This is a genomic window from Streptomyces sp. NBC_00466 (assembly GCF_041433995.1).
GTDB lineage: Bacteria > Actinomycetota > Actinomycetes > Streptomycetales > Streptomycetaceae > Streptomyces.
The window spans coordinates 3107186-3130479 of the sequence record NZ_CP107896.1 but is presented as its reverse complement, the minus strand read 5'-3'; the positions used below and the strand labels follow the sequence as shown (position 1 = coordinate 3130479).

Here is a 23294-nt window from a genome sequence, read left to right as displayed (position 1 = left end):
GGGCCGCCCGCCCCGCCCGCACCTCGCCCCTCTCCCGATTCCCGTCTCCCGGTTCCCGTTTCCCGATTGCCGTTCCCCCCACCGCCGTTCCCCCACGCCCCACCGGCTCACAAGGAATCTCAATGATCGTGTCAAGCCGCCTGCGTGACCGGTGGGGCGGAGGTGAAGAGCCTTCCGTCACGCAGCATCGCCCAGAGCACGTCGATCCGGCGTCGGGCGAGCGCGAGCAGGGCCTGGGTGTGCAGCAGTCCTTCGCCCCGCTTCTTGAGGTAGTAGTCCCGGGAGGGACCGGGTCGCATCATCGCGGTCTGTGCGGCCATGTAGAAGACGTGTCGCAGGCGACGGTTGTAGCGCTTGGGCCGGTGGTGGTTTCCGGTGCGGCGGCCGGAGTCCCGGGGCACCGGTGCCAGGCCGGCGTGCGAGGCCAGGCGGCCCGCATCGCGGTAGCCGGACAGGTCACCGACGATGGCGACGAACTCGGCACCGAGGATCGGGCCCATGCCGGGCATGGACTCGATGATCTCCGCACGGTCGTCGGATCGGAAGGTCTCGCGGATCTCCCGGTCGTTGTCCTTGATCCGCTCGTCCAGGGCCAGGAGCTGGTGAGCGAGATCGCAGACCAGTTTCGCAGCCCGCTTCTCGCCGGGCAGCGTGATCTGCTGGGACCGGGCGGCCTCGAATGCCCTGGCCGCTACGGTGTCGGCGCCGCGGACCTTGCGTCGTTCCAGCCAGGTGGTCAGCCGCTTGACGCCAATCCGGCGCAGGGCGGCCGGGGTCTGGTACTCGGTCAGCATGACGACCGGGCCCTTGGCCGAGGAGTAGTCGAAGGCACGTTCCAGTGCGGGGCAGATGCCGACCAGCAGGTCGCGGAGCCGGTTGATGATCCTGACCCGGTCGGCGATCAGATCGGCCCGGTAGTTCGTCAGCACCCTCAGATCCGAGACCAGCTCGGGGGGTGTGTCGAGGGGAGCGAAGTCCCGCCGCATGCGGGCCTGGTCGGCGATGACCCGGGCGTCCTTGGCATCGGTCTTCCCCTCGCCCTTGTAGGCGCCGGTCATGCGGTTGACGGTCCGCCCGGGCACGTAGACAACCTGCTGGCCGTGCGCGACCAGCAGGGCCACGAGCAGGGTGGAAGCCCGGCCGGAGATGTCCACCGCCCACCGCACCTCGTCCGCCTTCTCGCGGGCGGTCTCGATCAGGGTGAGGATCTGCGTCTCGTCGTTGATGACCTTTGTGGAGAACAGCGTCTCGCCGTCCGCGTCGAGGGCCACGGCCCAGTGGTGTCCCTTGCCGGCGTCGATGCCGACCCATATCCGCCTGCCAGACGTGCTCAAAGCCGTCGCTCCATGTCCCTCGTGACCAGCACTTCACGGTCCGAAGAACACCCCGCCGACAGGTCCCTAACCAGCGATAACCGCAGTTCTCAATCAGTGGTCGGAGCGTCCCGGAGGACCGGGCGGCCATTCCTTCCAAGTCATCAACGACAGACCCTCATCAGCCACACCCGGTCCTCCCGGACCGCCTCACATTCTTAGGGACTCCTCATGACCACCGCATCCTTGGACAAGGACGCCCCCACGCCCTCCCTCCGCCCCTCGGGGCTCGACCTGTTCCGGGCCGAACTGCGCCTGCACCGCACGGCGCTGTGGTTCTGGGCCGCTTTTGTGGCCGTCACCGCAGGGCTGCTGCTCTGGCTGTACGGTCCCGGCGCTGACGCCACCCAGAAGCTGTTCGACAAGTTCGGCTACGCCGGAGTGCAGCAGGCCGCCTGGAAGGACATGGCGGCCAGGACCTACTTCTCCGGCTACAACAGCTTCTTCTACGACCCGGCCACCCTGATCAGCATCGCGACCTTCTGCGTGGCCCTCTTCGCGGCCGGACCGCTGACCGCTCGCGAGCTGGAGAGCGGCACCACCAGGCTCGCCTGGTCCCAGTCGGTCTCCCCGGCCCGCTGGTTCGCCGCCAAACTCGCCGTACCGGCCGTCGTCCTGACCGTGGGCACCGGGCTGCTGGTCCTGCTCTACCGGCTGCTGTGGTCCGCCCACAGCAATCTGCTGGTCGCCGGCTACCAGCCCCGCCAGCTGTACTTCTCGATCGGTCCCGCCGCCGTCGTCGCCCCGCTCCTCGCGCTCGCCCTCGGCGCGCTCTGCGGTCTGCTGCTGCGCCGTACCCTGCCCGCCATGGCGGTCGCCGCTGTCATCCAGTACGCGGTCACGGCGGTCCGTAACGGCCTGTGGCCGTTCCAGCGCGCGTTCCAGGTGCCCGAACTCTCCGTACACAGCCGGGCGATCACATCCAGCGGCGCCCGGATCACCGATCCCGAGTGCTACGACAACGTGCGCTGCCTCGCCCGGCACCACGTGACCGGTTTCACCCGCACCTATCTCCCGTCCTCCGACTTCTGGCCGCGCCAGCTGGCGGAGTGCGGCGTCCTCCTCGCCCTGACCGCCCTGGCTGTCGGTGTCGCCTTCTGGGCACTGAAGCGGCGTACGGCCTGACCGCCGGGAGCGCACGACGACGGCTCCTCAGCCGTGCTTCGCGTCAGCCGTGCTTCGAGGCCCGGACGATCCGGGCGACGATCTCTTCCGCGATGGCCGCGACATCGGCGTCCACCACCAGGTCCACGCTGCCGTCCGGATCGGCCGTGAAGACGGTCAGCCCGTCGTCGGTGACCTCGACCGTGCCGCGTTCGGTGGTGTAGAGGTCCGGGCGCAGCAGGGAGAGCGCGGTGATCGGGTCGTGCGGGACGCTCCACGATTCGCCGGTGAAGCCGGTCCAGGCGTCGATCTCGCGGGCGAGCGCGGCACCGTACGGGCCGGCTTCGCGGATCGCTTCGATGCCGGGCTGTTCGATGCGCAGCCGTGTGGTGATGTCCAGGCCGGTCACGACGGTACGGACGCCGGAGCCGAAGACGGCACGGGCGGCCGTGATGTCGCTGACGATGTTGTGCTCGGCCTTGGCGCCGGGCCCGAAGCTGCCGCCCATCATGTACAGGGTGCGTACGCCCGCGGCGAAGCGGTCGTCGAGCCCGATCGCGCGGGCGATGTTGGTCAGCGGGGCGATGGCGATGACATCGGTCGTGCCGGGCCGGGCGAGGACGGAGTCGACGAGGAAGCGGTCGGCGGCGACGGTGTCGTGTACCGGCTCGGTCTCCAGGTCGGTGAAGGCCCTGCCCTCGTGCCCGGCCCACCAGACCTCCTTGCCCGAGAGGGTCTCGGTGGCTCCGGGGACGACGGTGAGGTCGTGCCCTGCGAGGGCGCCGAGCCGGTGCGCGAGGCGGGCCCGGAGCAGAGTGTCGCCGTAGACGGTGGTGATGCCGGTGATCCGGGCCCCGGGTGAGCCGAGCAGCACACCGAGGGCGAGCGCGTCGTCGACATCGCTGCCGATATCGGTGTCGAGGAGGATGTCGGCGGGGGAGCCGGCCGGGGAGTCGGCGGGGGAGTGGTTCACGGTGTACCTCGGGTCTCGGGTCTGGGTCTCGGGTCTCGGGCCTGGGGTCGGTGGGGATGGGTTTCGCTGTTCCGGCGGTCGGCCCGGCGGCCGTCACTTGAGACCGCTGCCCGCGATCGACTGGGTGAAGTACCGCTGCAGACGCAGCAGGACGACGAGCGGGATCACGGTCAGGACGACGGCCGCTGCGAACACCTGGCCGTAGTCGACGACCATCTGGCCCTGCAGGGTGCCGAGGGCGATCGGGCCGAGCTGCTTGGCCGGTTCGGTGCCGACGAGCAGCGGCCACATGTAGGACTGCCACTGGAAGGTGAACAGGGTGAGTCCCGCGCCGATCAGGGCGGGCCGCGACAGGGGTACGTAGATCTTCACGAAGATGCCCCACCAGCCGAGCCCGTCCATCCGGGCGGCCTCGACGAGTTCGCGCGGGACGGCCAGGAAGAACTGGCGCAGCAGGAAGATCGCCAGACCGTTGCCGATGCCGGGCAGGACCAGTCCGGTGTAGGTGTTCTGCAGGCCCCAGTCGCGGAAGACGTCCGAGAGCGGGATCGCTATGGCGTCGAACGGGATCATGAAGCTGAGCAGGATCACGGCGAAGACGAGGCCCCGGCCGCGGAACCGGAACACCGAGAGCGCGAACGCGGCCATCGCGGAGAGCAGCAGCCCCAGCAGGACGGTGACGGCCGCCACGCCGATGGAGTTGAGCACGGCGCGGCCGAAGTCGCCCTGGAAGAGCGTCACATAGTTGTGCACCGTGGCGTCGGTCGGGATCAGGCTGCGCCAGGAGAGCCGGTCGAGCCCGGCCAGGACCTTGTCGCCGGGGCGGAGCGACCCGGTGAGCACCCACAGGAGCGGGAGGGCGAAGAGCAGGCCGATGACGACGGCGGTGGCGAGCGGCGCGTGCCGCAGCGCGGAGGGGCGGCGCCCCGTCGGCTGCCGGCGGGCGGTCGTTGTCCTCATCGATTCACTCCTCGCCCTTGCCCTGCATCATCCGGAACTGGACGACGACGACCGCGAGGGTGATCGCGACGAGCACCACCACCTCGGCCTGGGCGAAGTTGATGTCGCCGACGCTGTATGCGCGGCGGAACACGTCGTACATCATGAGATTGGTCGAGCCGTCGGGGCCGCCGCGGGTCAGCAGTTGTACGGGGGCGAACACCAGGAAGTTGGAGACGGTGTCGGCGACCAGTACGAAGGCGAGCGGGCGGCGCAGCAGCGGCAGCGTGACATGGACGAACCGCTGCCAGGCGGAAGCGCCGTCGACGGCGGCCGCGTCGTAGCACTCCTGCGGGACGTCCTGCAGCCCGGCGATGAGGAACATCATCCAGTAGCCGACGCCGACCCATGACGTCAGCACGATGATCGCGAAGAGCGCCTGCTGCGAGCTGGTGAGGAAGGGCTGCGGCGGAATGCCCATCGTGCCGAGGATCGCGTTGAGCGGTCCCTCGGGGCGGTAGAGGATGCCCCAGATGACCGCGGAGACGGCCGGCGGTACGGCGATGGGCGCGAAGACCAGCGACCGCCAGAAACGGACACCCGCGAAACGGCGGTTCAGCAGAACGGCGAGGGCGAGGGCGATCAGTACCTGGAGCGGGTTGATGACCAGGCTGAACAGCAGGGTCACGCGGACGCTCTGCCAGAACTGGCTGTCGCCGACGAGGTCCGCGTAGTTGTCGAGGCAGACGAAGGTGGTGGCGCCGTCGACCAGGCTGTGGTGGCGCAGGCTGCTGACGAGTGCCATCGCGGCGGGCAGCAGCCGGAGGACCACGAGGGCGATCAGCGCGGGCGCCAGGAAGTACAGGGCGGCCCTGCCCTGCGAGGTGGAGCGGCGGCGGGGCGCGCGGTCCGGGGAGCGGGTGGTCGGGGTGGTCATCGCAGTCGCTCCCAGGTGCGCACCAGTTCCCCGGAGGCTTTCGCCAGCCGGGGTTCCACTGCGAGGCCGTTGCGGATGTCGGAGAAGGCGGAGCCCATGACGGTCTCGAACTGGGTGTAGCCGATGCTGCGCGGCCGGCTGACGGCGGTGTGCGCGAGTTCGTACCGCATGATCGTGGCCACGTCCGCGGTGCTCTTCGTGGCCTTGTGCTCCAGGTCCGCCGCATAGCGTTCGAAGGCGGCGCGGTTCGACGGGATGAGCGGTGACGCCTCGACAGTCGCGAGGCTGCCGCCGGTGGTCAGGGCGGCGTACTCCATGAACCGCAGTGCCGCTTCGGGGTGTTCGGCGTACGGGTTCACGCCCCAGGACCAGGAGTCGGTGGGGGTGACGGCGCGGCCGTGGGCGAACTTCGGCTGCGGCGCCGTGCCCCAGGCGAAGTCCTTGAGCCCGGCGAAGGCACCGAGGTTCCACGGGCCGCCGACGAAGAACGGCACCCGGCCCGAGGTGAAGAGCGAGGCGAGCTGGTACGAGGGGACGCCGCGCGGCGACGAGCCGTCGGCGAAGAGCGTGCGGTACCAGCCGAGTGCGTCGATCCAGCCCTGTGTGGTGACGGCGGGAGCGAGCATGTCCTTGCCGGTGATGCCGGAGCCGCCGTGCAGGGACTCGATGAGCGGCTGGAGTCCGTAGTAGAGGTCGGTCTGTTCCAGCAGCAGGGCGTGGTCGGCGCCCGCCCTGTCCATCGTCCGGCGGCCGACGCTCTTGGTCTGCTCCCAGCTCCAGCGGTCCGCGGGGGCCCCTCCCGGGAGCGGCGCGCCGGCCTTGGTGAGCAGGTCCGCGTTGTAGAAGAGGTACTGGGTGGAGGTCCAGACCGGCAGGGAGCGGAGCCTGCCCTCCCAGGAACTGACGCCGTACTGCTCGGGGGTGACGGCGGCCCTGGTGCGGTCCGCGACCGGGCCGAGGGCGGTGAGGAAGCCCCGGGCGGTGAGCGCGGGTACCCGGGGCTGGTCGACGGTGTACACGTCGATCGCGCTGTCCTTCGCGGAGAGCCGCAGCTGGAGGACATCGTTGAGCTGGTCGGGAGGCACCGGCGTGTAGTCGATCCGCAGGTCGGGGTTGGCGCGCTCGAAGCCCCGGATGACCGCCCGGAAGGTCTCGGGGGTCTCCGGGCCGAGGAACCGTACCGCCGTTCTGCCGTCCGCCGGGCGACCGCCCGAGCAGCCGGCCAGGGCCGCGGCGGAGGCCACGCCGAGTGCGGCGCCGAGTACGGTCCTGCGGCTGGGCGAGCGCGTCATACGGCTCTCCGGCCCGGTACGGCTCTCCGGCCTGGCACAGCTCTCCGGCCTGCGAGGGACATCGGTTCTCCAAATCGTTTTGCACGGCAGCCGCCGGGCACTACTGCTTGCGCAGCTGTTCCGGGCAGCCCGGGCTCGGCCCGTGTGCGGCATGTCAGCGCGATAGCGAGCACACTACAAAACGTTTTGCACGATGGGTAGAGTGACGTCGAACACCGGGACAAGATCCCTGGACGACAACGGGAGGCCGATGGTGCAGGGCGGGAGCCGGGTCAAGATCGTGGATGTGGCGTCCGCAGCGGGCGTCAGCGTCACCACGGTCTCCCATGTGCTGAGCGGCCGCCGCCCGGTCTCGGCCACCACACGCGCCCGCGTCGAGGACGTCATCCAGCGGCTCGGCTACCAGGCCGATCCCTCGGCGCGCGGGCTGCGCACCCAGCGCACCCGCACCCTGGGCCTGGTGGTCCCGGACATCACCAACCCGTTCAACACCTCGATCGCCGCGGGCATGCAGGAGATCGCGCTGACCCACGAGTATCTGACGGTGGTCTGCGAGGCCCCGATGGGCGGCCCGCACCTGCCGGCGGTGATCCGGCAGCTGGTCGCGCGCCGTATCGACGGCATCGTGGTCGGCCGGTACGGCGCCACCCGGCGCGATCTGGACCGGATCGTGGCCTCGGGATCGAAGCTGGTACGGCTCGGCGGACGGCTGGAGCCGGCGCTCGGCGATGTGGTCAGGGCCGCCGAGGCCGAGGGGATGTACGACCTGGTCAGCCATCTGGTGGGCCGTGGCTACCGGCGTATCGCCTTCATCGGCGGCGCGCCGGGGGTGGAGCCGGGGGAGGAACGCTTCGCGGGCTACCGCAAGGCCCTGGAGGCGGCCGGGCTGCCGGTCCCCGCCGAGCTGGTCGTCTGGACCGGCTTCACCCGCGAGGGCGGGCGGGCCGGGGCCACCACCGTACTGAGCGCGGCGGAGCGGCCGGACGCCGTGGTGTGCGCCAACGACCTGATCGCCATCGGCGCGCTGGACACGGCGCGGGCGGCCGGGCTGCGGGTGCCGCAGGACGTGGCGATCACCGGCTACGACGACATCGAGGCGGCCTCCCTGGTCTCGCCCGCGCTCACCACGGTCCTCAACCCGGCCCGGGAGATCGGCCGTTCGGCCGCGCAGCTGCTGGTCGACCGGCTCGACGGGGACGGACCGGGAACGGCCAGGGAGATCGTCCTGGCCCACCGCCTGGTACCCCGCGAGTCGGCCTGACCACAACGGCGCCCGGCAGGCCGAGATCGTTGACCGCCCGGCCGTGCCCCTGCCCCTGCCCGCGTGCTCCCTCTGCCCCGCGTGCTCCTTCTAGTCCGCGTGCTCCTTCTCGTGTTCCTTCTCGTGCATGTGGATCACGGAGACCGCGATGGCGATCATCAGCGCCGGGTCGGAGTCCTCACGGACCACGTTCACGGCGTACGCGTCCCGCACGCTGAACCACTTCTTCGAGATGTCGGCCAGCAGCTCGTTCTCGTACTCGACCGCGAACTCACGGTCCAGGATGTTCCCGCTGACCTCCAGCTCGGTGCCGTCGACCAGCTTCACCCGGTAGTGGTCGTGCATCAGGGTGAGCTTCTTCTTCCTGACGGTGGCCAGCTCCTCGCCGTCCCGCTTCAGGGTCATCGTGTCGCTGATGGCGATCAGCTTCTCCTTGAGCGTGATCAGCACCTGCCCGTCGAGGTCCTTGAGCTCAAGGGTGTCGCGGATGCGCATCACCTTGCCGTCGACGAGATAGACCTTGTGGCCGTTCTCGTTCTCGATCCAGTAGTCGTCGCCGATGTCGAAAATACGGTCACGCACCAGGAATTTCATGCGGATGACGTTACCGCCGGACGGGGCACCGGATCGGGGCCGGGCGACCTCGTAGGGCGAACTCCCGGGAGAATGTCAGGCTTTGAGCACCGTGACGCCCTTGCCGCACAGCGGCACCAGGTCGTCCACGTCGGACGTCAGGACGGTGACGGGTCCGGACGCGGCCCGCGCGGTGGCGGCGACGATGGCGTCCAGGGCGTACTTGTGGCCGCCGCTGTTTCCTGTCTCCCGGAGGAGTGCGACGGCTCGCGCGGCTGTCTCCTTGGTCACCGGCTCCACCGTCAGCCGGGGCAGCGCCCAGTCCATGCGGGCCCGGTGCGCCCCCTGCGGGTCGGCCTCGACCAGAGTGACCGCGCTGGTCACCACCCGGACGTCGTGGCGCAGGGCCGCGGCCAGCCTGGCCGTCATGGTGCGGTCGGCACGGAGGTAGAGCGACAGGGCCTGACTGTCCAGCACCCAGGTACCGCTCACGCGGCGTGCTCGGTGCCCGGTTGCGCGGAGCCGAACATCTCCCGCTCGGCGGCCTCGATCTCCTCCGGCGTCAGCGCGCCGTGGAGCTCCTCGTTCGCCGCGATCAGTTCAGCGAGGCTGTCCCGTTCGATCTGGCGCTGTATGGCGGCCTCGATATAGGGGGAGACCCCGCGCTTGCCGACGCGGGCGCGGACGGCCGAGATGGTGCCCTCATGGACAGAGACGGAGACGGACGTGGTCGGCCCCTCGCCCGGGGGGTAGGCCGGTTCGCTCCTGCTCGGTTCGCTCACATGCCTCACTCTAGCAAAACTTCTATTAGACGGGCTGGATGGTGAGTGCCGGGCCTTCCCGGGGCTGCCAGTCTTCCTCTCGCCCCCGCTCACGGGCTTCGCGTCAGACGGCGTCGTCCCACGGCGACGAGGGCTCGGTCTGCAGTCGTTCGAGGGCTATGGCCCGGTTGTGTTCATTGTCGAGGTGTGCGGCGCGGGCCGCGGATTCCTCGTCGCCGCAGCGGATGGCCGCCAGCAACTCCCGGTGCCCGCACAGTACGTGCTCGGGATCCGGGCTCTGCCGGAACGCCCAGGACAGTGCAGCCACCGCACGTACAGAAGAAAGCGGTGATGGATATCTCCGGGCCGATGGAATGCACGGTTCGGAATTCGAAAGAGGCACCCAGCGGCTTAACCAGAGCCATCCTCAGCAGGGGCGAGTTCCAGCTCAACGGGTCCACGCGTATACCTGACGGGTATACGCCCGGGTCTTCACCGGGCAAGGTCCGCGTGACCCGCGCCGGGTGACGGGGCAGACAGGGCGTGTGTCATGAAGAGCGCTGCGCCAGTGGCACTCTTGAAGGCATGACTAGGCGTGCCCGCGTCCGCGCCCCTGAGCTGCAACCCCGGCCCCAGCTCGAAAGGCGTGCGCTGGGTGCGGATTTGTTTTTGGGTGGGCATTCCGCGCTGACCTGGACGAATCACCTCGTCAGGGGCGAGAACGATGGACATCCCGGCCCATGAGACCCGTCATCGAGTTCCCGAAGCCCCCCTGTATCCGTTCCGTGCCCGTCAGTAGCCATCCCCGCCCCTGGAGCTGTGCCGTACGCGTGTGATCCGACGTTCATTACCAGGATGGCAAGCTTGAAGGATGAACGATGCCGCCCCGGCGCCTACCCCTGCGCCCCGCCGTGCCCGTGTCCGCGCCCCCGAGCTGATCGGCAAGGGGGGCTGGCTGAACAGCGGAGGCAAAGAGCTGACCCTCGCCGACCTGCGAGGTAAGTGCGTTGTTGTTGATTTCTGGACCTTCTGCTGCATCAACTGCCTGCACGTCCTCGACGAGCTGCGCGAGCTGGAGCAGCGGCACAGTGACACCGTCGTGATCATCGGGGTGCACTCCCCGAAGTTCGTGCACGAGGCCGAGCACCAGGCCGTGGTCGACGCTGTCGAGCGGTACGGCGTGCACCACCCCGTTCTTGACGATCCCGAGCTGGCCACCTGGAAGCAGTACGCCGTCCGGGCCTGGCCGACGCTCGTGGTGATCGACCCCGAGGGGTACATCGTCGCCCAGCACGCCGGTGAGGGGCATGCGCACGCCATCGAGGCGCTGGTCGGCGAGCTGGAGGCCGAGCACGCGGCCAAGGGCACGCTGCGGCGCGGCGACGGTCCGTATGTCGCGCCCGAGCCGGTCGCCACCGATCTGAGGTTCCCGGGCAAGGTGATCGCGCTGCCGAGCGGCAACCTGCTCGTGTCGGACACCACCCGCCACCAGCTGGTCGAGCTGGAGCCGGACGGTGAGACCGTCGTACGGCGGATCGGCGGCGACGGCGTGTTCAACGAGCCGCAGGGGCTCGCGCTGCTGCCCGGCGGGAAGGTCGCGGTCGCCGACACCGTCCACCACGCCATCCGCACGTACGACCCGGAGAGCGGCGAGATCGAGCTTGTCGCGGGGACCGGGAAGCAGTGGTGGCAGGGGTCGCCGACCAGTGGGCCCGCTCTCGGTGTGGCGCTCTCCTCGCCCTGGGACCTTGCCTGGTTCGGCGGGCGGCTGTGGATCGCCATGGCGGGTGTCCACCAGCTGTGGACGTACGACCCGGAGAGCGGCACCGTCGAGGTGGCGGCCGGGACCACCAACGAGGGGCTGGTCGACGGGCCGGCCGCCGACGCGTGGTTCGCGCAGCCGTCCGGTCTCTCGGCCGCAGGGGCCCGGCTGTGGATCGCCGACTCCGAGACGTCCGCGCTGCGCTGGATCGAGCGGGACGCCACCGGGGACGCGGTGGTGCACACCGCCGTCGGCACCGGCCTCTTCGACTTCGGCCACCGGGACGGCGACGCCGGACAGGCCCTGCTCCAGCACCCGTTGGGCGTGACGGCGCTGCCCGACGGTTCGGTCGCGGTGTCCGACACGTACAACCACGCGCTGCGCCGCTACGACCCCGCGACGGGTGAAGTGACCACGCTGGCAACGGACTTGCGGGAGCCGAGCGACGCGGTGCTCGCCGGGGACGACATCGTGGTGGTGGAGTCCGCGCGGCACCGGCTGACCCGGCTGCGGCTGCCGGACGAGGCGGTACGGGTGGAGAGCGTCGCCCACCGCACGCAGCGGGCCGCCACCGATGTCGCGCCGGGCACGCTCCGGGTGGACGTGATCTTCCAGGCGCCCGCCGGGCAGAAGCTGGACCTGCGGTACGGCCCGTCCACCCGGCTGCTGGTCTCCGCGACCCCGCCCGAGCTGCTGCTCGACGGGGACGGGGCCGGTACGGACCTCTTCCGGGACGTGGCGCTGAACCCCGCGGTCAGCGAGGGCGTGCTCCATGTGTCGGCGATGGCCGCCTCCTGCGACGACGACCCTGCCAACGAGTATCCCGCCTGCCATGTGCACCAGCAGGACTGGGGCGTCCCCGTCCGTGTGACGGACGAGGGGACGGTCCGGCTGCCGCTGGTGCTGGCGGGGATGGACGGCTGACCGGACGGAAACCGAGGGGTGACCGCTCCGCGCCGCCGGAACTCCACGGTGTGCCCACCCTGATCCTCGCTGTCCGGTGTCTCTCCCCGGGACGGCGAGGATCAGGGTGGGCCGGTCGTCAGCCCAGGTGGTGGTGGTCGTCCTCGACGACGGTGGTCGAGGTCGGCATCGTCGGGCGGCGACGGCGCAGGACGCTGGTGTAGACGGCGATGCCGATGATGCCGACGAGCATCATGATGATGCCGACCAGGTCCAGGTTGACGCCGTTCATGTGCCAGTCGGTTGCGAAGGTGAGGATGCCCCCCACGACGAGAAGGATGATGCAGCCGCCAAGGCCCATGGTGTTCGCCTCCGAAGTCGTTGTGGCTGTTGGTCCGTACAGGGCGCGTACCCGGGACCTGTACGGCCAATCAACGCGGCATCGGGGCAATGGAGTTCAGCGGGTGGGAGAGGGGTGAGTGAGGGCCGCGGGGGTCAGCCCTCCAGGAACGCGGTCAGGGAGTTGGCGAGCAGGTACGGGTCGTCGGCTCCGCACAGCTCGCGCGCGCTGTGCATGGAGAGGATCGCGACGCCGATGTCCACGGTGCTGATGCCGTGCCGGGCCGCGGTGATCGGGCCGATGGTCGTGCCGCACGGCATGGAGTTGTTCGACACGAAGTGCTGCATCGGCACCCCTGCCTTCTCGCACGCGGCGGCGAACACCGCCCGGCCGCTGCCGTCCGTCGCGTACCGCATGTTGACGTTGACCTTGAGGATCGGTCCGCCGTTGGCGCGCGGGTGGTGCGTCGGGTCGTGGCGCTCGCTGTAGTTGGGGTGTACGGCGTGACCGGTGTCGGACGAGAGGCAGACCGACCCGGCGAACGCGCGGGCCCGGTCCTCGTACGTACCGCCGCGTGCCATGACGGAGCGCTCCAGGACGTTGCCGAGCAGCGGCCCGTCGGCGCCGGTGTCGGACTGGGAGCCGTTCTCCTCGTGGTCGAAGGCGGCCATCACCGGGATGTGCGTCAGGGAGTCGCCGGAACCGGCTGCGGCGGCCAGCGCGGCGGTGGCGGCGTGTACGGAGAGCAGGTTGTCCATCCGGGGGCCCGCGACGAGTTCCCGGTCGCGGCCCAGGTAGGAGGGTGCCTCGACGGGGCTCACCATGAGGTCCCAGCCGGTCACGTCGTCGGCCGCGACCCCGGCCTCATCGGCGACGAATCGCATCAGGTCGCCCTCGCGGACCTCCCCGAGGCCCCAGACCGGCTGCATGTGGCGCTGCTTGTCGAGCTTGAGTCCGTCGGTGTGGACCGAGCGGTCCAGGTGGATGGCGAGCTGCGGTACGCGCAGCAGCGCCCGGTCCACGTCGACCAGCCGGTGGCTGCCGTCGCGCAGGGTGAGCCGTCCGGCGAGGCCGAGGTCCCGGTCGAGCCAGGTGTTGAGCAGGGTGCCGCCGTAGATCTCCACGGCTACCTGGCGCCAGCCGTCGCTGCCGGTGTCGGGGAGGGGCTTCACGCGCAGGTTGGGGGAGTCGGTGTGGGCGCCGACGATCCGGAACGGGGTGTGCGCCGACGCGTTCTCCGGCACGTACCAGGCGATCATGGCGCCGCCCCGCAGTACGTATTTGCCGCCCGCGGACGCGTCCCAGGCGTCGGTCTCCGACACCTGCCTGAAGCCCGCCTTCTCCAGCCGCCCGGCGGCGTTCGCCACGGCGTGGTAGGGCGACGGGCTGGCCGTGAGGAAGGACATCAGGTCGTCGGTGTGGCCGCGGTCGAAGCGGACGGATGAGCTCATGGCAGCCACCATAACGACCGTTCCGGCGGCCCCCGCCCGCCGGAACGGAACGGGGCCGCGGGGCCGGTGGGCGCATGGGACATGTGGGACGGATTCCGGTCGTTGTCAGTGGTGGATGCCACTATCGGCGCATGGTCGAATACGGTGCCGACACCAGGGAGCCCGTGCTGCTGGGCGAGATCCTGCAGCACGTGCTGATCGCCGCAACTGCCCGCTCCCGCAGGCCCCCGCGCCCGGAAAGGGCACCCGCGAGAACACACAGCGGCGGCGTGACCCCGGAGACCGGGACCACGCCGCCGCTTGAACTGCCCAGAAGCGCTTAGGGCTGCTCAGGGCTGCTTAGAACGCAGCCTCGTCCAGCTCCATCAGCGAGGTGTCGACGGTCTCGGCGAGGGCGCGCTCCGCGCTCACGCCGGGCAGGACGTTGGCGGCGAAGAACTTCGCGGCCGCGATCTTGCCCCGGTAGAACGCGACATCCTTCGCGGAGGCGGTCGGCAGCTTCTCTGCGGCCACCGCCGCACCCTTGAGCAGCAGGTACGCCACGACGACATCGCCCGAAGCCAGCAGCAGGCGGGTGGTGTTGAGCCCCACCTTGTAGATGTTCTTGACGTCCTCGCCGGTCGAGGTGAGGTCGGTGATCATCGCGCCGACGATCGCCTCCAGGTCCACCGCCGCCTTGGCCAGCTGGTCACGGGCGCCGGCCAGCTCCTCGCCGCCGTTGCCGGCCGCGAGGAACTTCTTGATCTCCTCGGACAGGGTGTTCAGCGCGGCGCCCTGGTCGCGGACGATCTTCCGGAAGAAGAAGTCCTGGCCCTGGATCGCCGTCGTGCCCTCGTAGAGGGTGTCGATCTTGGCGTCCCGGATGTACTGCTCGACCGGGTACTCCTGGAGGTAGCCGGAGCCGCCGAAGGTCTGGAGCGACTGGGCCAGCTGCTCGTACGACTTCTCCGAGCCGTACCCCTTCACGATCGGCAGCAGCAGGTCGTTGAGGCCGTGCAGCGCCTTGGCGTCCTCGCCCGCGGCCTCCTTCTCCTGGATCGCGTCCTGGACGGACGCCGTGTAGAGGACCAGGGTGCGCATGCCCTCGGCGTACGCCTTCTGAGTCATCAGCGAGCGGCGCACGTCGGGGTGGTGCGTGATGGTGACCTTCGGCGCGGACTTGTCCATGAACTGCGCGAGGTCGGGGCCCTGCACACGCTCCTTGGCGTACTCCAGGGCGTTCAGGTAGCCGGTCGAGAGCGTCGCGATGGCCTTGGTGCCGACCATCATCCGGGCGAACTCGATGATGCGGAACATCTGGCGGATGCCCTCGTGCTTGTCACCGATCAGCCAGCCCTTGGCCGGGTGGCGGTCGCCGAACGTCATCTCGCAGGTGTTGGACGCCTTGAGGCCCATCTTGTGCTCGACGTTCGTCGCGTACACGCCGTTGCGCTCGCCCAGTTCGCCGGTGGTCCAGTCGAACTCGAACTTCGGCACCATGAAGAGCGAGAGGCCCTTGGTGCCGGGGCCCGCGCCCTCGGGGCGCGCCAGCACGTAGTGGATGATGTTGTCCGACATGTCGTGCTCGCCCGAGGTGATGAAGCGCTTCACGCCCTCGATGTGCCAGGAGCCGTCGTCCTGCTGCACGGCCTTCGTCCGGCCGGCGCCGACGTCCGAGCCGGCGTCCGGCTCGGTGAGGACCATCGTGGAGCCCCACTGCTTCTCGACCGCGATCTCCGCGATCTTCTTCTGCTCCTCGGTGCCCTCCTCGTAGAGGATCCCGGCGAAGGCCGGACCGGAGGAGTACATCCAGATCGCCGGGTTCGCGCCGAGCAGCAGCTCCGCGTACGCCCAGATCAGGGAGCGCGGCGCGGTGGTGCCGCCGATCTCCTCGGGCAGGCCGAGACGCCAGTACTCGGACTCCATGAAGGCCTGGTAGGACTTCTTGAAGGTGTCAGGCACGGGTGCCGTGTTGGTCTCCGGGTCGAAGACCGGCGGGTTGCGGTCGGCGTCGGCATAGGACTCGGCGAGCTCGTTCTCCGCGAGCCTGGCCACCTCGTCGAGGATGCTCTTCGCGGTGTCGACGTCCATCTCTGCGAACGGCCCGGCGCCGTACTGCTTGTCGCGGCCGAGGACCTCGAAGAGGTTGAACTCGATGTCGCGGAGATTCGACTTGTAGTGCCCCATGGCGACAGCCCTCTCGTAACGCGTGCCTGCCACGCGTACCTGTATCGAATACCAGCAAGTAGCTCCGATGATGCTACCCGTCAGTAATAAGATGCAACCCCTATCGGGCAAGTGTGACGAGACCGCCCCTGCGGTGGGACCCCTTTACTCAGTACTCTTGCGCGCATGTACGGCTACGACTCGAACCCGAACCAGGGCGCCCAGCAGCAGTACGCCGCGCCGCAGCCCGGCTACGGTGACCAGCCGCTGTACCCCGAGCCGTCGCCGCCCTCGCTCGCCGACGGCGTGCGGGCCTTCACCACCGGTTCGATGGCCGCCGAGGACTTCCAGCAGATCTTCGCCACGTCGAAGGTCTACTGCCCGCGCGGCGACAACCCCGGGTTCCTCGCCCTGCACAACACCCAGCAGCCGGTGATCCCCATGTTCACCTCGCTGAAGGAGCTCCGCAGGTACGCCGGCAAGGAGTCCAAGTACTTCGTGATCACCGGCGCCGAGGTGATCGACCTGCTGCCTACCGGGTACGGCTTCGTCCTCGACATGGAGGGCGAGCACCGGATGGTCTTCGACGCGAAGGCCGTGGAGCAGATGGTCGACTTCGCGATGCGGCGGATGTACGGCTGAGGGCTCGCCGCGCTCGCCGTACTCGTCGTACGTAGACGTAACTGATCCGGCATGGACTGATCCGGCCAATCTCTGGCTTGAACCGCGGGTCCGGCCCGCTCCGGGAATGCGCGCGCCTTGCTAGATGTTCACCATTCAACTACTTTGAATGCCGAGCATCCTGCCAGGAGGGCCGCCATGCCTGCCGTGACCGTCGAGAATCCGCTGACCCTGCCGCGCGTCCACGCGCCGGAGGGCGCAGTACCGCGTCCCGTGCTCGCGGTGTCCACCGCGCCGGGGGGCTTCGAGGGCGAGGGGTTCCCGGTGCGCCGCGCGTTCGCCGGGATCAACTACCAGTACCTCGACCCGTTCATCATGATGGACCAGATGGGTGAGGTGGAGTACGCACCTGGAGAGCCCAAGGGCACGCCCTGGCACCCGCACCGCGGCTTCGAGACCGTCACGTACCTGATCGACGGCACCTTCGTCCACCAGGACTCCAACGGCGGCGGCGGCACCATCAACGACGGTGACACCCAGTGGATGACGGCGGGCTCCGGCCTGCTGCACATCGAGGCGCCGCCGGAGTCGCTGGTCGTGAGCGGCGGGCTCTTCCACGGGCTCCAGCTCTGGGTGAACCTGCCGGCGAGCGACAAGATGATGGCCCCGCGCTACCAGGACATCGGCGGCGGCCAGGTCCAGCTGCTCACATCGCCCGACGGTGGTGCGCTGCTGCGGGTCATCGCGGGCGAGCTGGATGGCCACGACGGCCCCGGCATCACCCACACCCCGATCACGATGATCCACGCGACGGTACGGCCGGGCGCCGAGGTCACGCTGCCGTGGCGCGAGGACTTCAACGGCCTGGCATACGTGCTGGCCGGGCGCGGCTCCGTCGGTACGGACCGCCGCCCGGCCCACACCGGCCAGACCGCGGTCTTCGGCGCCGGCTCCTCGCTGACCGTCCGCGCGGACGAGACCCAGGAAGCGAAGAGCCCGGACCTGGAGGTCGTCCTGCTGGGCGGGCGCCCGATACGGGAGCCGATGGCGCACTACGGGCCGTTCGTCATGAACAGCGAGGCCGAACTGAAGCAGGCGTTCGAGGACTTCCAGCGCGGCCGGCTGGGAACGGTCCCGGCGGTGCACGGGATGTAGCAACAGGCCCGGGTCGTGGCCGGGGGAGCTTTCCCCGGCCGCCCCGGCCCCCCCCCCCGCCACCCGCCCGGCCGCGGCGAACGAGCCGTCGCCGGGCCCGCGTGATCGGCTGGGGGCGTGCATACCCAGAAGCCGCTGCTCCCCGACCACGCCCGCCGGCTGGCTGCCTGGTGTGTCGTCGCGCTGCTCGTCACGGGCGTGGCCGCGGTCGGGGTCTGGCTCTGTGTCACGCTCAAGACCGCCGTCACCCCGGTGATGCTCGCCCTGCTCGGTACGGCGCTCCTCGGCCCCGTCCACCGGCGGCTGGTCCGGATGCGGCTGAACAGGTCACTCGCGGCCGGGCTCACCTGCGCCGTGCTCGTCGCCGTCGTCGGCGGGGCCGCGTACATCGTCGTCACCGCGCTCATCGACACCGGCAACCAGATCCTGGCATCGCTGAAGGACGCCGGGAAGTGGATCGCCGACCACTTCGGGGTGGCCACCGGCGACGGCATCACCAACATCGCCGACAACGCCAAGAATCTGCTCGGCAAGTTCGGCGCGAACGCCGCCGGCGGGCTGCTCAACGGACTGAGCCTGATCGGCACGCTCATCGCGACCAGCGTGCTGGCGCTGCTGCTCACCTTCTTCTTCCTCCGCGACTCGGACCACGCCCGCGGGCTGGCGTACGCCGTCGCACCGAGCCATGGAGCCACCATCGAGGCCATGGCCCGCCGGGCCTTCGAGGCCGTCGAAGGGTTCATGCGCGGCACCACACTGATCGCGTTCATCGACGCCGTCTGCATCACGGTCGGGCTGCTGATCCTGAGGGTGCCGGGTGCGGTCGGGCTCGGCGCGCTGGTGTTCGTCGGGGCCTACATCCCGTACCTCGGCGCGTTCATCTCCGGCGCGGTCGCCGTGCTGGTGGCCCTCGCCGACCGGGGAATCGCGATCGCTCTCTGGGCACTGGGCGTGGTCCTGCTGGTCCAGGTGCTGGAGGGGCATGTGCTCCAGCCGGTGATCCAGAGCCGTACGGTCCAGATGCACCCGGCGATGGTCATGATCTCGCTGACGGCCGGTGCGAGCATCGCGGGGCTCCTGGGGATGCTGCTCGCCGTACCGGTGGCGGCTGCCGCCTTCGGGGTGATCGGCGAACTGCGGAAGCGTTACCCGCCGGAGCCCGCCCCGGATCCGGGAGCCGGCCCAGGACCGGCACCCGACTCGGCACCGGACGCGGGCCGGGACGCGTGAGCCGGCCCGGATTCCGATCCCGGCGGGCTGTCTCCCGGCGAACCGTTACTCGGCGAACCCTTTACCGGCGAACCGTCACCCTGCGGGCCGTCCGTCCCCAGCGGCTCGTCCCTCCCCAGCGGCTCGTCCGGTGCGAGCTCGGCCAGGAAGTCGGACAGCAGGTCGGATGAGAGCCCCTCGGTGTCGTCGCCCGGCCCGCCCGGCCCGCCGGCCCCGTCGGCCCCGGTGGCCCCGGCGGATCCGTCCTTCGATTCGCCGCGTGACTCGTAGAGTTCGAACCAGATCGACTTGCCGGAGCCGCGCGGATCCACCCCCCACATGTCCGCGAGCATCTCCATCAGCAGCAGCCCGCGCCCGGACGAGGCCATCTCGCCGGGGCGCCGCTTGTGCGGCAGTTCGTCGCTGTCGTCGGAGACCTCGACCCGCAGCCGCCGGCTGCCGGACTCACCGGTGATGTCCGCGGTCAGCGTCGCGTCGCCGTCCGTGTGGATGAGGACGTTCGTCGCCATCTCCGAGACCATCAGCGCGGCCGAGTCGACCTGTTCGCTGTCCGCCCAGTCGTGCAGCAGCTCCCGCAGCTGCCTGCGGGCCGCCGAGACGCGCTCCGGCTGGGCCTGCGCGATCGCCAGGGAGATGTGCCGGGTGATGCCCGCCCGTACGGGCTCCCCCGCGCGGGACATCAGCAGTACGGCGATGTCGTCCTCGCGGCGGTCGGAGAACGGTCCGGTGTGATGGTGCTCCGGCGGACCGTGCGCGGCCTGCACCAGTGCGTCGGCGAGGATCTCCAGATTGTCCCCGGTGTGCTGTTCCAGCGTTGCGCGGATCCGCTCCCAGCCCGTGTCGAGATCGTGGCCGCCGGTCTCTATGAGCCCGTCCGTGCACATCATCAGCGTCTCGCCGGGCTGGAGCACCAGCCGGGTCGTCGGGTAGTCGGTGTCCGGATGGATACCCAGCGGCAGTCCGCCCTCAGCCGGCCGCATCAGCACCGTGCCGTCGGTCGTGCGCACCGTCGGGTCGGGGTGGCCCGCGCGGGCCACGTCGAGCGTGCCGGTGGCCGGGTCGACCTCGATGTACAGACAGGTCGCGAAGCGCGGAGTGGGCGGTTCGTCGGAGTCGTTGTTCTGGTCGTAGGTGTCCGTGAGGCCGTACAGGAAGCGCGAGGCCCGGGAGAGCACCGCATCGGGCGGATGGCCCTCGGCCGCATACGCGCGCAGGGCGATCCGCAGCTGGCCCATCATCCCGGCGGCCCGTACGTCATGCCCCTGTACGTCACCGATCACCAGCGCCACCCGGCCGCCGCCCTTGCCGTCCTCCTGTGCGGTGCTCCCCGGCAGCGGGATCACGTCGTACCAGTCGCCACCGACCTGGAGCCCGCCCCCGGTCGGTACATAGCGCGCGGCGACCGTCATCCCCGGGACGCGGGGGCCCAGCATCGGCAGCATCGAGCGCTGGAGCCCGAGCGACAGCTCACGCTCGTTGTCGGCGATCCCCGCGCGGGCGAGGGCCTGGGCCAGCATCCGGGCGACCGTCGTCAGCACCGAGCGTTCGTCGGGCGAGAAGCTGACCGGGTAGGCGAAGGCCGCCATCCAGGCACCGATCGTCACCCCCGAGTCGACCAGCGGGACGAAAGCCCAGGACTGCCGCTTGAGGGGCGCCACAGCGGGCCAGTACCGGGGGTAGCGCTCCTCGTACATGGCGGGTGTCGGCAGATAGATGGCCCGCCCGGTCCTGGCGACCTCGGCGGCGGGATACTGCTCTTCCGTACTCATCGGGAATTCGGCCATCAGGCCGTTCTCGGCGGGGTTGTGACCGTGGTGCCCGATGACCGTCAGCCAGTCGCCGGTGATCCCGAAGACCGCCAGGCCGTCCGGCTCGAACCCCGGCATGGAGAGCGAGGCGGCGACCCGCAGCACCTCCTCGGTGGACCTGGCCTCGGCGAGCGCGCGCCCCGCGTCCAGCAGGAACGCCTCGCGGGAGCGGCGCCAGTCACCGGTGATCGGAGTGTGGACCGCGTCGCCCGGCTGCGGCTCCGCGACCTCCTGGAGCGTGCCGACCAGGACGAAGCTGTGCGCGCTGATCAGCGGTTTGGAGCGGCTGCGCACGGTACGCAGGACCCGGCCCGACTCGTCCACGATGCGCAGCCGGGCCTCGGCGAGGGTGTCCTCGGCGACCGCGAGATTCACGGTCCCGTTGATCTCGTTCCAGTCGACGGGGTGGAACCGGGAGCGGGCGGCGGCCTCGGAGAGGCTGGTCGGTTCGGCGGGCAGACCGAGGAGCCGGGCGGCTTCCGCGTCGAGCGTGACGATCCCGGCGGTGTTGTCCCATCGCCACAGGCCGGTCGCGATGGCGGCCAGGACGTCCTCGGTGCGCATTGACCCACTTTAAGAAGGTGCGACCGGCAGCCGCCACACAGGGTGCGTCCATGCGGCCGTTCCCGGGCCGCGGGGCCGGGCCGATAAAGGCGTAAAGGCACGGTGTGCCCGGCGGTACCCTGGTGCGAAGTACACCCTTCCCGCCTGTCTCGCGAAGAACTGGATGAACGATGCATCGGTACAGGTCCCACACGTGCGGCGAACTGCGCGCCTCTGACGTCGGCTCCGACGTCCGGCTGAGCGGCTGGCTGCACAATCGCCGAGACCTGGGCGGCATCCTCTTCATCGATCTGCGCGACCACTACGGCATCACGCAGCTCGTCGCCCGCCCCGGCACCCCCGCCAACGAGGCGCTCTCCAAGGTCACCAAGGAGACGGTCGTCCGTATCGACGGCAAGGTCTCCGCACGCGGCTCCGAGAACGTCAACGCGGAACTGCCGACCGGCGAGGTCGAGATCGAGGTCGGCGCGGTCGAGGTGCTCGGCGCCGCCGCCCCGCTCCCCTTCACCATCAACGCCGAGGACGGCGTCAACGAGGAGCGGCGTCTGGAGTACCGCTTCCTCGACCTGCGCCGCGAGCGCATGCACCGCAACATCATGCTGCGCTCCTCGGTGATCGCCTCGATCCGCTCGAAGATGGTCGCGCTCGGCTTCAACGAGATGGCGACCCCGATCCTCACCGCGACCTCCCCCGAGGGCGCCCGTGACTTCGTGGTGCCGTCCCGTCTCAACCCGGGCAAGTTCTACGCGCTCCCGCAGGCCCCGCAGCAGTTCAAGCAGCTGCTGATGATCTCGGGCTTCGACCGCTACTTCCAGATCGCGCCCTGCTTCCGCGACGAGGACGCCCGCGCGGACCGCTCGCCGGGCGAGTTCTACCAGCTCGACGTCGAGATGAGTTTCGTCGAGCAGGAGGACGTCTTCGGCCCGATCGAGAAGCTGATGACCGAACTCTTCGAGGAGTTCGGCAACGGACGCCACGTCACCTCCCCGTTCCCGCGGATCCCGTTCCGCGAGTCGATGGTGAAGTACGGCAACGACAAGCCCGACCTGCGTGCCCGGCTCGAACTGGTCGACGTCTCGGACGTCTTCGCCGACTCCGGCTTCAAGGCGTTCTCGGGCAAGCACGTCCGCGCGCTGCCCGTCCCGGACACGGCGGGCCAGTCCCGCAAGTTCTTCGACGGCCTCGGTGCGTACGCCGTCGAGCAGGGCGCCAAGGGCCTGGCCTGGGTGCGCGTCGGTGACGACGGCACGCTCGCCGGACCGATCGCCAAGTTCCTCTCCGAGTCCGACATCACGGCGCTCACCGAGCGTCTGGAGCTCAAGCCCGGCCACGCGGTCTTCTTCGGCGCGGGCGAGTTCGACGAGGTCTCCAAGATCATGTCCGGGGTCCGCGTCGAGGCGGCCAAGCGCGCCGGCCACTTCGAGGAGGACGTGTTCCGGTTCTGCTGGATCGTCGACTTCCCGATGTACGAGAGGGACGAGGAGACCGGCAAGATCGACTTCTCGCACAACCCCTTCTCGATGCCCCAGGGCGGCTATGCCGACCTGGAGGAGAAGGACCCGCTCGCCATCCTGGCGTACCAGTACGACATCGTCTGCAACGGCATCGAGCTCTCCTCGGGCGCCATCCGCAACCACGAGCCCGAGCTGATGCTCAAGGCGTTCGAGATCGCCGGCTACGACCGGGAGACCGTGGAGCACGAGTTCGCCGGAATGCTCCGCGCCTTCCGCCTCGGCGCCCCGCCGCACGGCGGCATCGCCCCGGGTGTGGACCGCATCGTGATGCTGCTGGCCGACGAGCCGAACATCCGCGAGACGATCGCGTTCCCGCTCAACGGCAACGCGCAGGACCTGATGATGGGCGCCCCCACGGTGCTCGACGAGACCCGGCTGCGCGAGCTGAACATCCAGCTGCGCAAGCCTGCGGCTCCGGTGAAGGACAAGCAGGAGAAGCAGGACAAGCAGGAGAAGTAGCGCCTGCCGGTTTCACGTGAAACAGCGCAACAGCCCCCGGTCGGCCGACCGGGGGCTGTTCTGTGCCGTCAGCTTCGTGCCCCTGCCCGCGGCTCGGGGATTCGTGCCGTGAGCTGCGCGGGACGGACC

Annotated in this window: 20 protein-coding genes; 7 read left to right on the top strand and 13 right to left on the bottom strand. The window is 69.9% G+C overall.

Annotated elements, in window-relative coordinates; translation table 11 throughout:
• Window positions 1-131: 131 nt before the first annotated feature.
• A complete protein-coding gene (locus OG210_RS13785; RefSeq protein WP_328323284.1) occupies window positions 132-1334 on the bottom strand; it encodes an IS110 family transposase in 1203 nt (400 codons plus the stop codon).
• Between the two features lie 210 nt (window positions 1335-1544).
• On the opposite strand from OG210_RS13785, the gene OG210_RS13780 reads away from it, so the two are divergent.
• Window positions 1545-2498 (top strand): ABC transporter permease subunit, encoded by a 954-nt coding sequence (locus OG210_RS13780; RefSeq protein ID WP_328329147.1) that lies wholly within the window; start codon window positions 1545-1547, stop codon window positions 2496-2498.
• 43 nt (window positions 2499-2541) lie between these two features.
• Here OG210_RS13780 and OG210_RS13775 read toward each other — a convergent pair whose 3' ends face one another.
• The 4 genes from OG210_RS13775 to OG210_RS13760 form a co-directional block, all read right to left on the bottom strand.
• On the bottom strand, window positions 2542-3450 hold the full coding sequence (locus OG210_RS13775; RefSeq protein ID WP_328329149.1) for a nucleoside hydrolase: 909 nt from the start codon (window positions 3448-3450) through the stop codon (window positions 2542-2544).
• Between the two features lie 93 nt (window positions 3451-3543).
• Complete coding sequence (locus tag OG210_RS13770) at window positions 3544-4410, bottom strand: carbohydrate ABC transporter permease (protein WP_371536683.1); 867 nt, start codon at window positions 4408-4410, stop codon at window positions 3544-3546.
• A gap of 4 nt (window positions 4411-4414) precedes the next feature.
• Window positions 4415-5326 (bottom strand): carbohydrate ABC transporter permease, encoded by a 912-nt coding sequence (locus OG210_RS13765; protein WP_371536680.1) that lies wholly within the window; start codon window positions 5324-5326, stop codon window positions 4415-4417.
• The gene (locus tag OG210_RS13760) at window positions 5323-6618 is read right to left on the bottom strand and encodes an extracellular solute-binding protein (RefSeq protein WP_328329155.1); all 1296 of its coding nucleotides are present in this window, start codon (window positions 6616-6618) and stop codon (window positions 5323-5325) included. The genes OG210_RS13765 and OG210_RS13760 overlap by 4 nt, the downstream gene beginning before the upstream one ends.
• 202 nt (window positions 6619-6820) lie before the next feature.
• Between OG210_RS13760 and OG210_RS13755 the strand changes: the two genes are divergently transcribed.
• Entirely contained in the window at window positions 6821-7879 is a 1059-nt protein-coding gene (locus OG210_RS13755) for a LacI family DNA-binding transcriptional regulator (protein ID WP_371536676.1), read from the top strand.
• Window positions 7880-7969: 90 nt separating this feature from the next.
• Here the strand turns inward: OG210_RS13755 and OG210_RS13750 are convergent, their stop codons facing one another.
• From OG210_RS13750 to OG210_RS13735, 4 genes are all read right to left on the bottom strand, one after another.
• Window positions 7970-8473, bottom strand: a complete 504-nt coding sequence (locus OG210_RS13750) for an LURP-one-related family protein (protein ID WP_328329159.1) — start codon at window positions 8471-8473, stop codon at window positions 7970-7972.
• A 75-nt stretch (window positions 8474-8548) separates the two neighbouring features.
• Window positions 8549-8944, bottom strand: coding sequence for a PIN domain-containing protein (locus OG210_RS13745; protein ID WP_328329161.1), 396 nt, complete (start codon window positions 8942-8944; stop codon window positions 8549-8551).
• Complete coding sequence (locus tag OG210_RS13740) at window positions 8941-9234, bottom strand: hypothetical protein (RefSeq protein WP_328329163.1); 294 nt, start codon at window positions 9232-9234, stop codon at window positions 8941-8943. Before OG210_RS13740 ends, OG210_RS13745 begins: the two co-directional genes overlap by 4 nt.
• Window positions 9235-9337: 103 nt before the next feature.
• Complete coding sequence (locus OG210_RS13735) at window positions 9338-9541, bottom strand: hypothetical protein (RefSeq protein WP_371536670.1); 204 nt, start codon at window positions 9539-9541, stop codon at window positions 9338-9340.
• Window positions 9542-10084: 543 nt separating this feature from the next.
• Between OG210_RS13735 and OG210_RS13730 the strand changes: the two genes are divergently transcribed.
• Window positions 10085-11899 (top strand): NHL domain-containing thioredoxin family protein, encoded by a 1815-nt coding sequence (locus tag OG210_RS13730; RefSeq protein ID WP_371536666.1) that lies wholly within the window; start codon window positions 10085-10087, stop codon window positions 11897-11899.
• Window positions 11900-12017: 118 nt separating this feature from the next.
• Here OG210_RS13730 and OG210_RS13725 read toward each other — a convergent pair whose 3' ends face one another.
• The 3 genes from OG210_RS13725 to OG210_RS13715 all read right to left on the bottom strand — a co-directional run bounded on the left by OG210_RS13725 (window position 12018) and on the right by OG210_RS13715 (window position 15835).
• On the bottom strand, window positions 12018-12239 hold the full coding sequence (locus OG210_RS13725) for a DUF6458 family protein (protein ID WP_327296378.1): 222 nt from the start codon (window positions 12237-12239) through the stop codon (window positions 12018-12020).
• 134 nt (window positions 12240-12373) lie between these two features.
• A complete protein-coding gene (locus OG210_RS13720) occupies window positions 12374-13669 on the bottom strand; it encodes a M18 family aminopeptidase (protein WP_328329168.1) in 1296 nt (431 codons plus the stop codon).
• Between the two features lie 339 nt (window positions 13670-14008).
• Complete coding sequence (locus tag OG210_RS13715) at window positions 14009-15835, bottom strand: acyl-CoA dehydrogenase (protein WP_328335531.1); 1827 nt, start codon at window positions 15833-15835, stop codon at window positions 14009-14011.
• A 165-nt stretch (window positions 15836-16000) separates the two neighbouring features.
• Between OG210_RS13715 and OG210_RS13710 the strand changes: the two genes are divergently transcribed.
• The 3 genes from OG210_RS13710 (at window position 16001) to OG210_RS13700 (ending at window position 18820) form a co-directional block, all read left to right on the top strand.
• Window positions 16001-16456 (top strand): SseB family protein, encoded by a 456-nt coding sequence (locus OG210_RS13710; protein WP_164264700.1) that lies wholly within the window; start codon window positions 16001-16003, stop codon window positions 16454-16456.
• A 177-nt stretch (window positions 16457-16633) separates the two neighbouring features.
• Complete coding sequence (locus tag OG210_RS13705; protein WP_328329175.1) at window positions 16634-17590, top strand: pirin family protein; 957 nt, start codon at window positions 16634-16636, stop codon at window positions 17588-17590.
• Between the two features lie 117 nt (window positions 17591-17707).
• The gene (locus OG210_RS13700) at window positions 17708-18820 is read left to right on the top strand and encodes an AI-2E family transporter (protein ID WP_328329177.1); all 1113 of its coding nucleotides are present in this window, start codon (window positions 17708-17710) and stop codon (window positions 18818-18820) included.
• On the opposite strand, the gene OG210_RS13695 is transcribed toward OG210_RS13700, so the two are convergent.
• Entirely contained in the window at window positions 18736-21192 is a 2457-nt protein-coding gene (locus OG210_RS13695) for a SpoIIE family protein phosphatase (protein WP_328329179.1), read from the bottom strand. The two genes, OG210_RS13700 and OG210_RS13695, sit on opposite strands and share 85 nt — an antisense overlap.
• Window positions 21193-21362: 170 nt before the next feature.
• Between OG210_RS13695 and aspS the strand changes: the two genes are divergently transcribed.
• Window positions 21363-23165 carry an aspartate--tRNA ligase gene (gene aspS, locus OG210_RS13690; RefSeq protein ID WP_328329181.1) on the top strand — a complete coding sequence of 601 codons (1803 nt, stop codon included), beginning with the start codon at window positions 21363-21365 and terminating at the stop codon, window positions 23163-23165.
• Window positions 23166-23294 lie beyond the last annotated feature (129 nt).

Bases quoted from the DNA above. Each gene is read 5' to 3' on its own strand.
- OG210_RS13715 (WP_328335531.1), bottom strand. From the start codon at position 15,835: ATGGGGCACTACAAGTCGAATCTCCGCGACATCGAGTTCAACCTCTTC.
- OG210_RS13765 (WP_371536680.1), bottom strand. From the start codon at position 5,326: ATGACCACCCCGACCACCCGCTCCCCGGACCGCGCGCCCCGCCGCCGC.
- OG210_RS13710 (WP_164264700.1), top strand. From the start codon at position 16,001: ATGTACGGCTACGACTCGAACCCGAACCAGGGCGCCCAGCAGCAGTAC.
- OG210_RS13770 (WP_371536683.1), bottom strand. From the start codon at position 4,410: ATGAGGACAACGACCGCCCGCCGGCAGCCGACGGGGCGCCGCCCCTCC.
- OG210_RS13720 (WP_328329168.1), bottom strand. From the start codon at position 13,669: ATGAGCTCATCCGTCCGCTTCGACCGCGGCCACACCGACGACCTGATG.
- OG210_RS13695 (WP_328329179.1), bottom strand. From the start codon at position 21,192: ATGCGCACCGAGGACGTCCTGGCCGCCATCGCGACCGGCCTGTGGCGA.
- OG210_RS13780 (WP_328329147.1), top strand. From the start codon at position 1,545: ATGACCACCGCATCCTTGGACAAGGACGCCCCCACGCCCTCCCTCCGC.
- OG210_RS13730 (WP_371536666.1), top strand. From the start codon at position 10,085: ATGAACGATGCCGCCCCGGCGCCTACCCCTGCGCCCCGCCGTGCCCGT.
- OG210_RS13705 (WP_328329175.1), top strand. From the start codon at position 16,634: ATGCCTGCCGTGACCGTCGAGAATCCGCTGACCCTGCCGCGCGTCCAC.
- aspS (WP_328329181.1), top strand. From the start codon at position 21,363: ATGCATCGGTACAGGTCCCACACGTGCGGCGAACTGCGCGCCTCTGAC.
- OG210_RS13750 (WP_328329159.1), bottom strand. From the start codon at position 8,473: ATGAAATTCCTGGTGCGTGACCGTATTTTCGACATCGGCGACGACTAC.
- OG210_RS13725 (WP_327296378.1), bottom strand. From the start codon at position 12,239: ATGGGCCTTGGCGGCTGCATCATCCTTCTCGTCGTGGGGGGCATCCTC.
- OG210_RS13760 (WP_328329155.1), bottom strand. From the start codon at position 6,618: ATGACGCGCTCGCCCAGCCGCAGGACCGTACTCGGCGCCGCACTCGGC.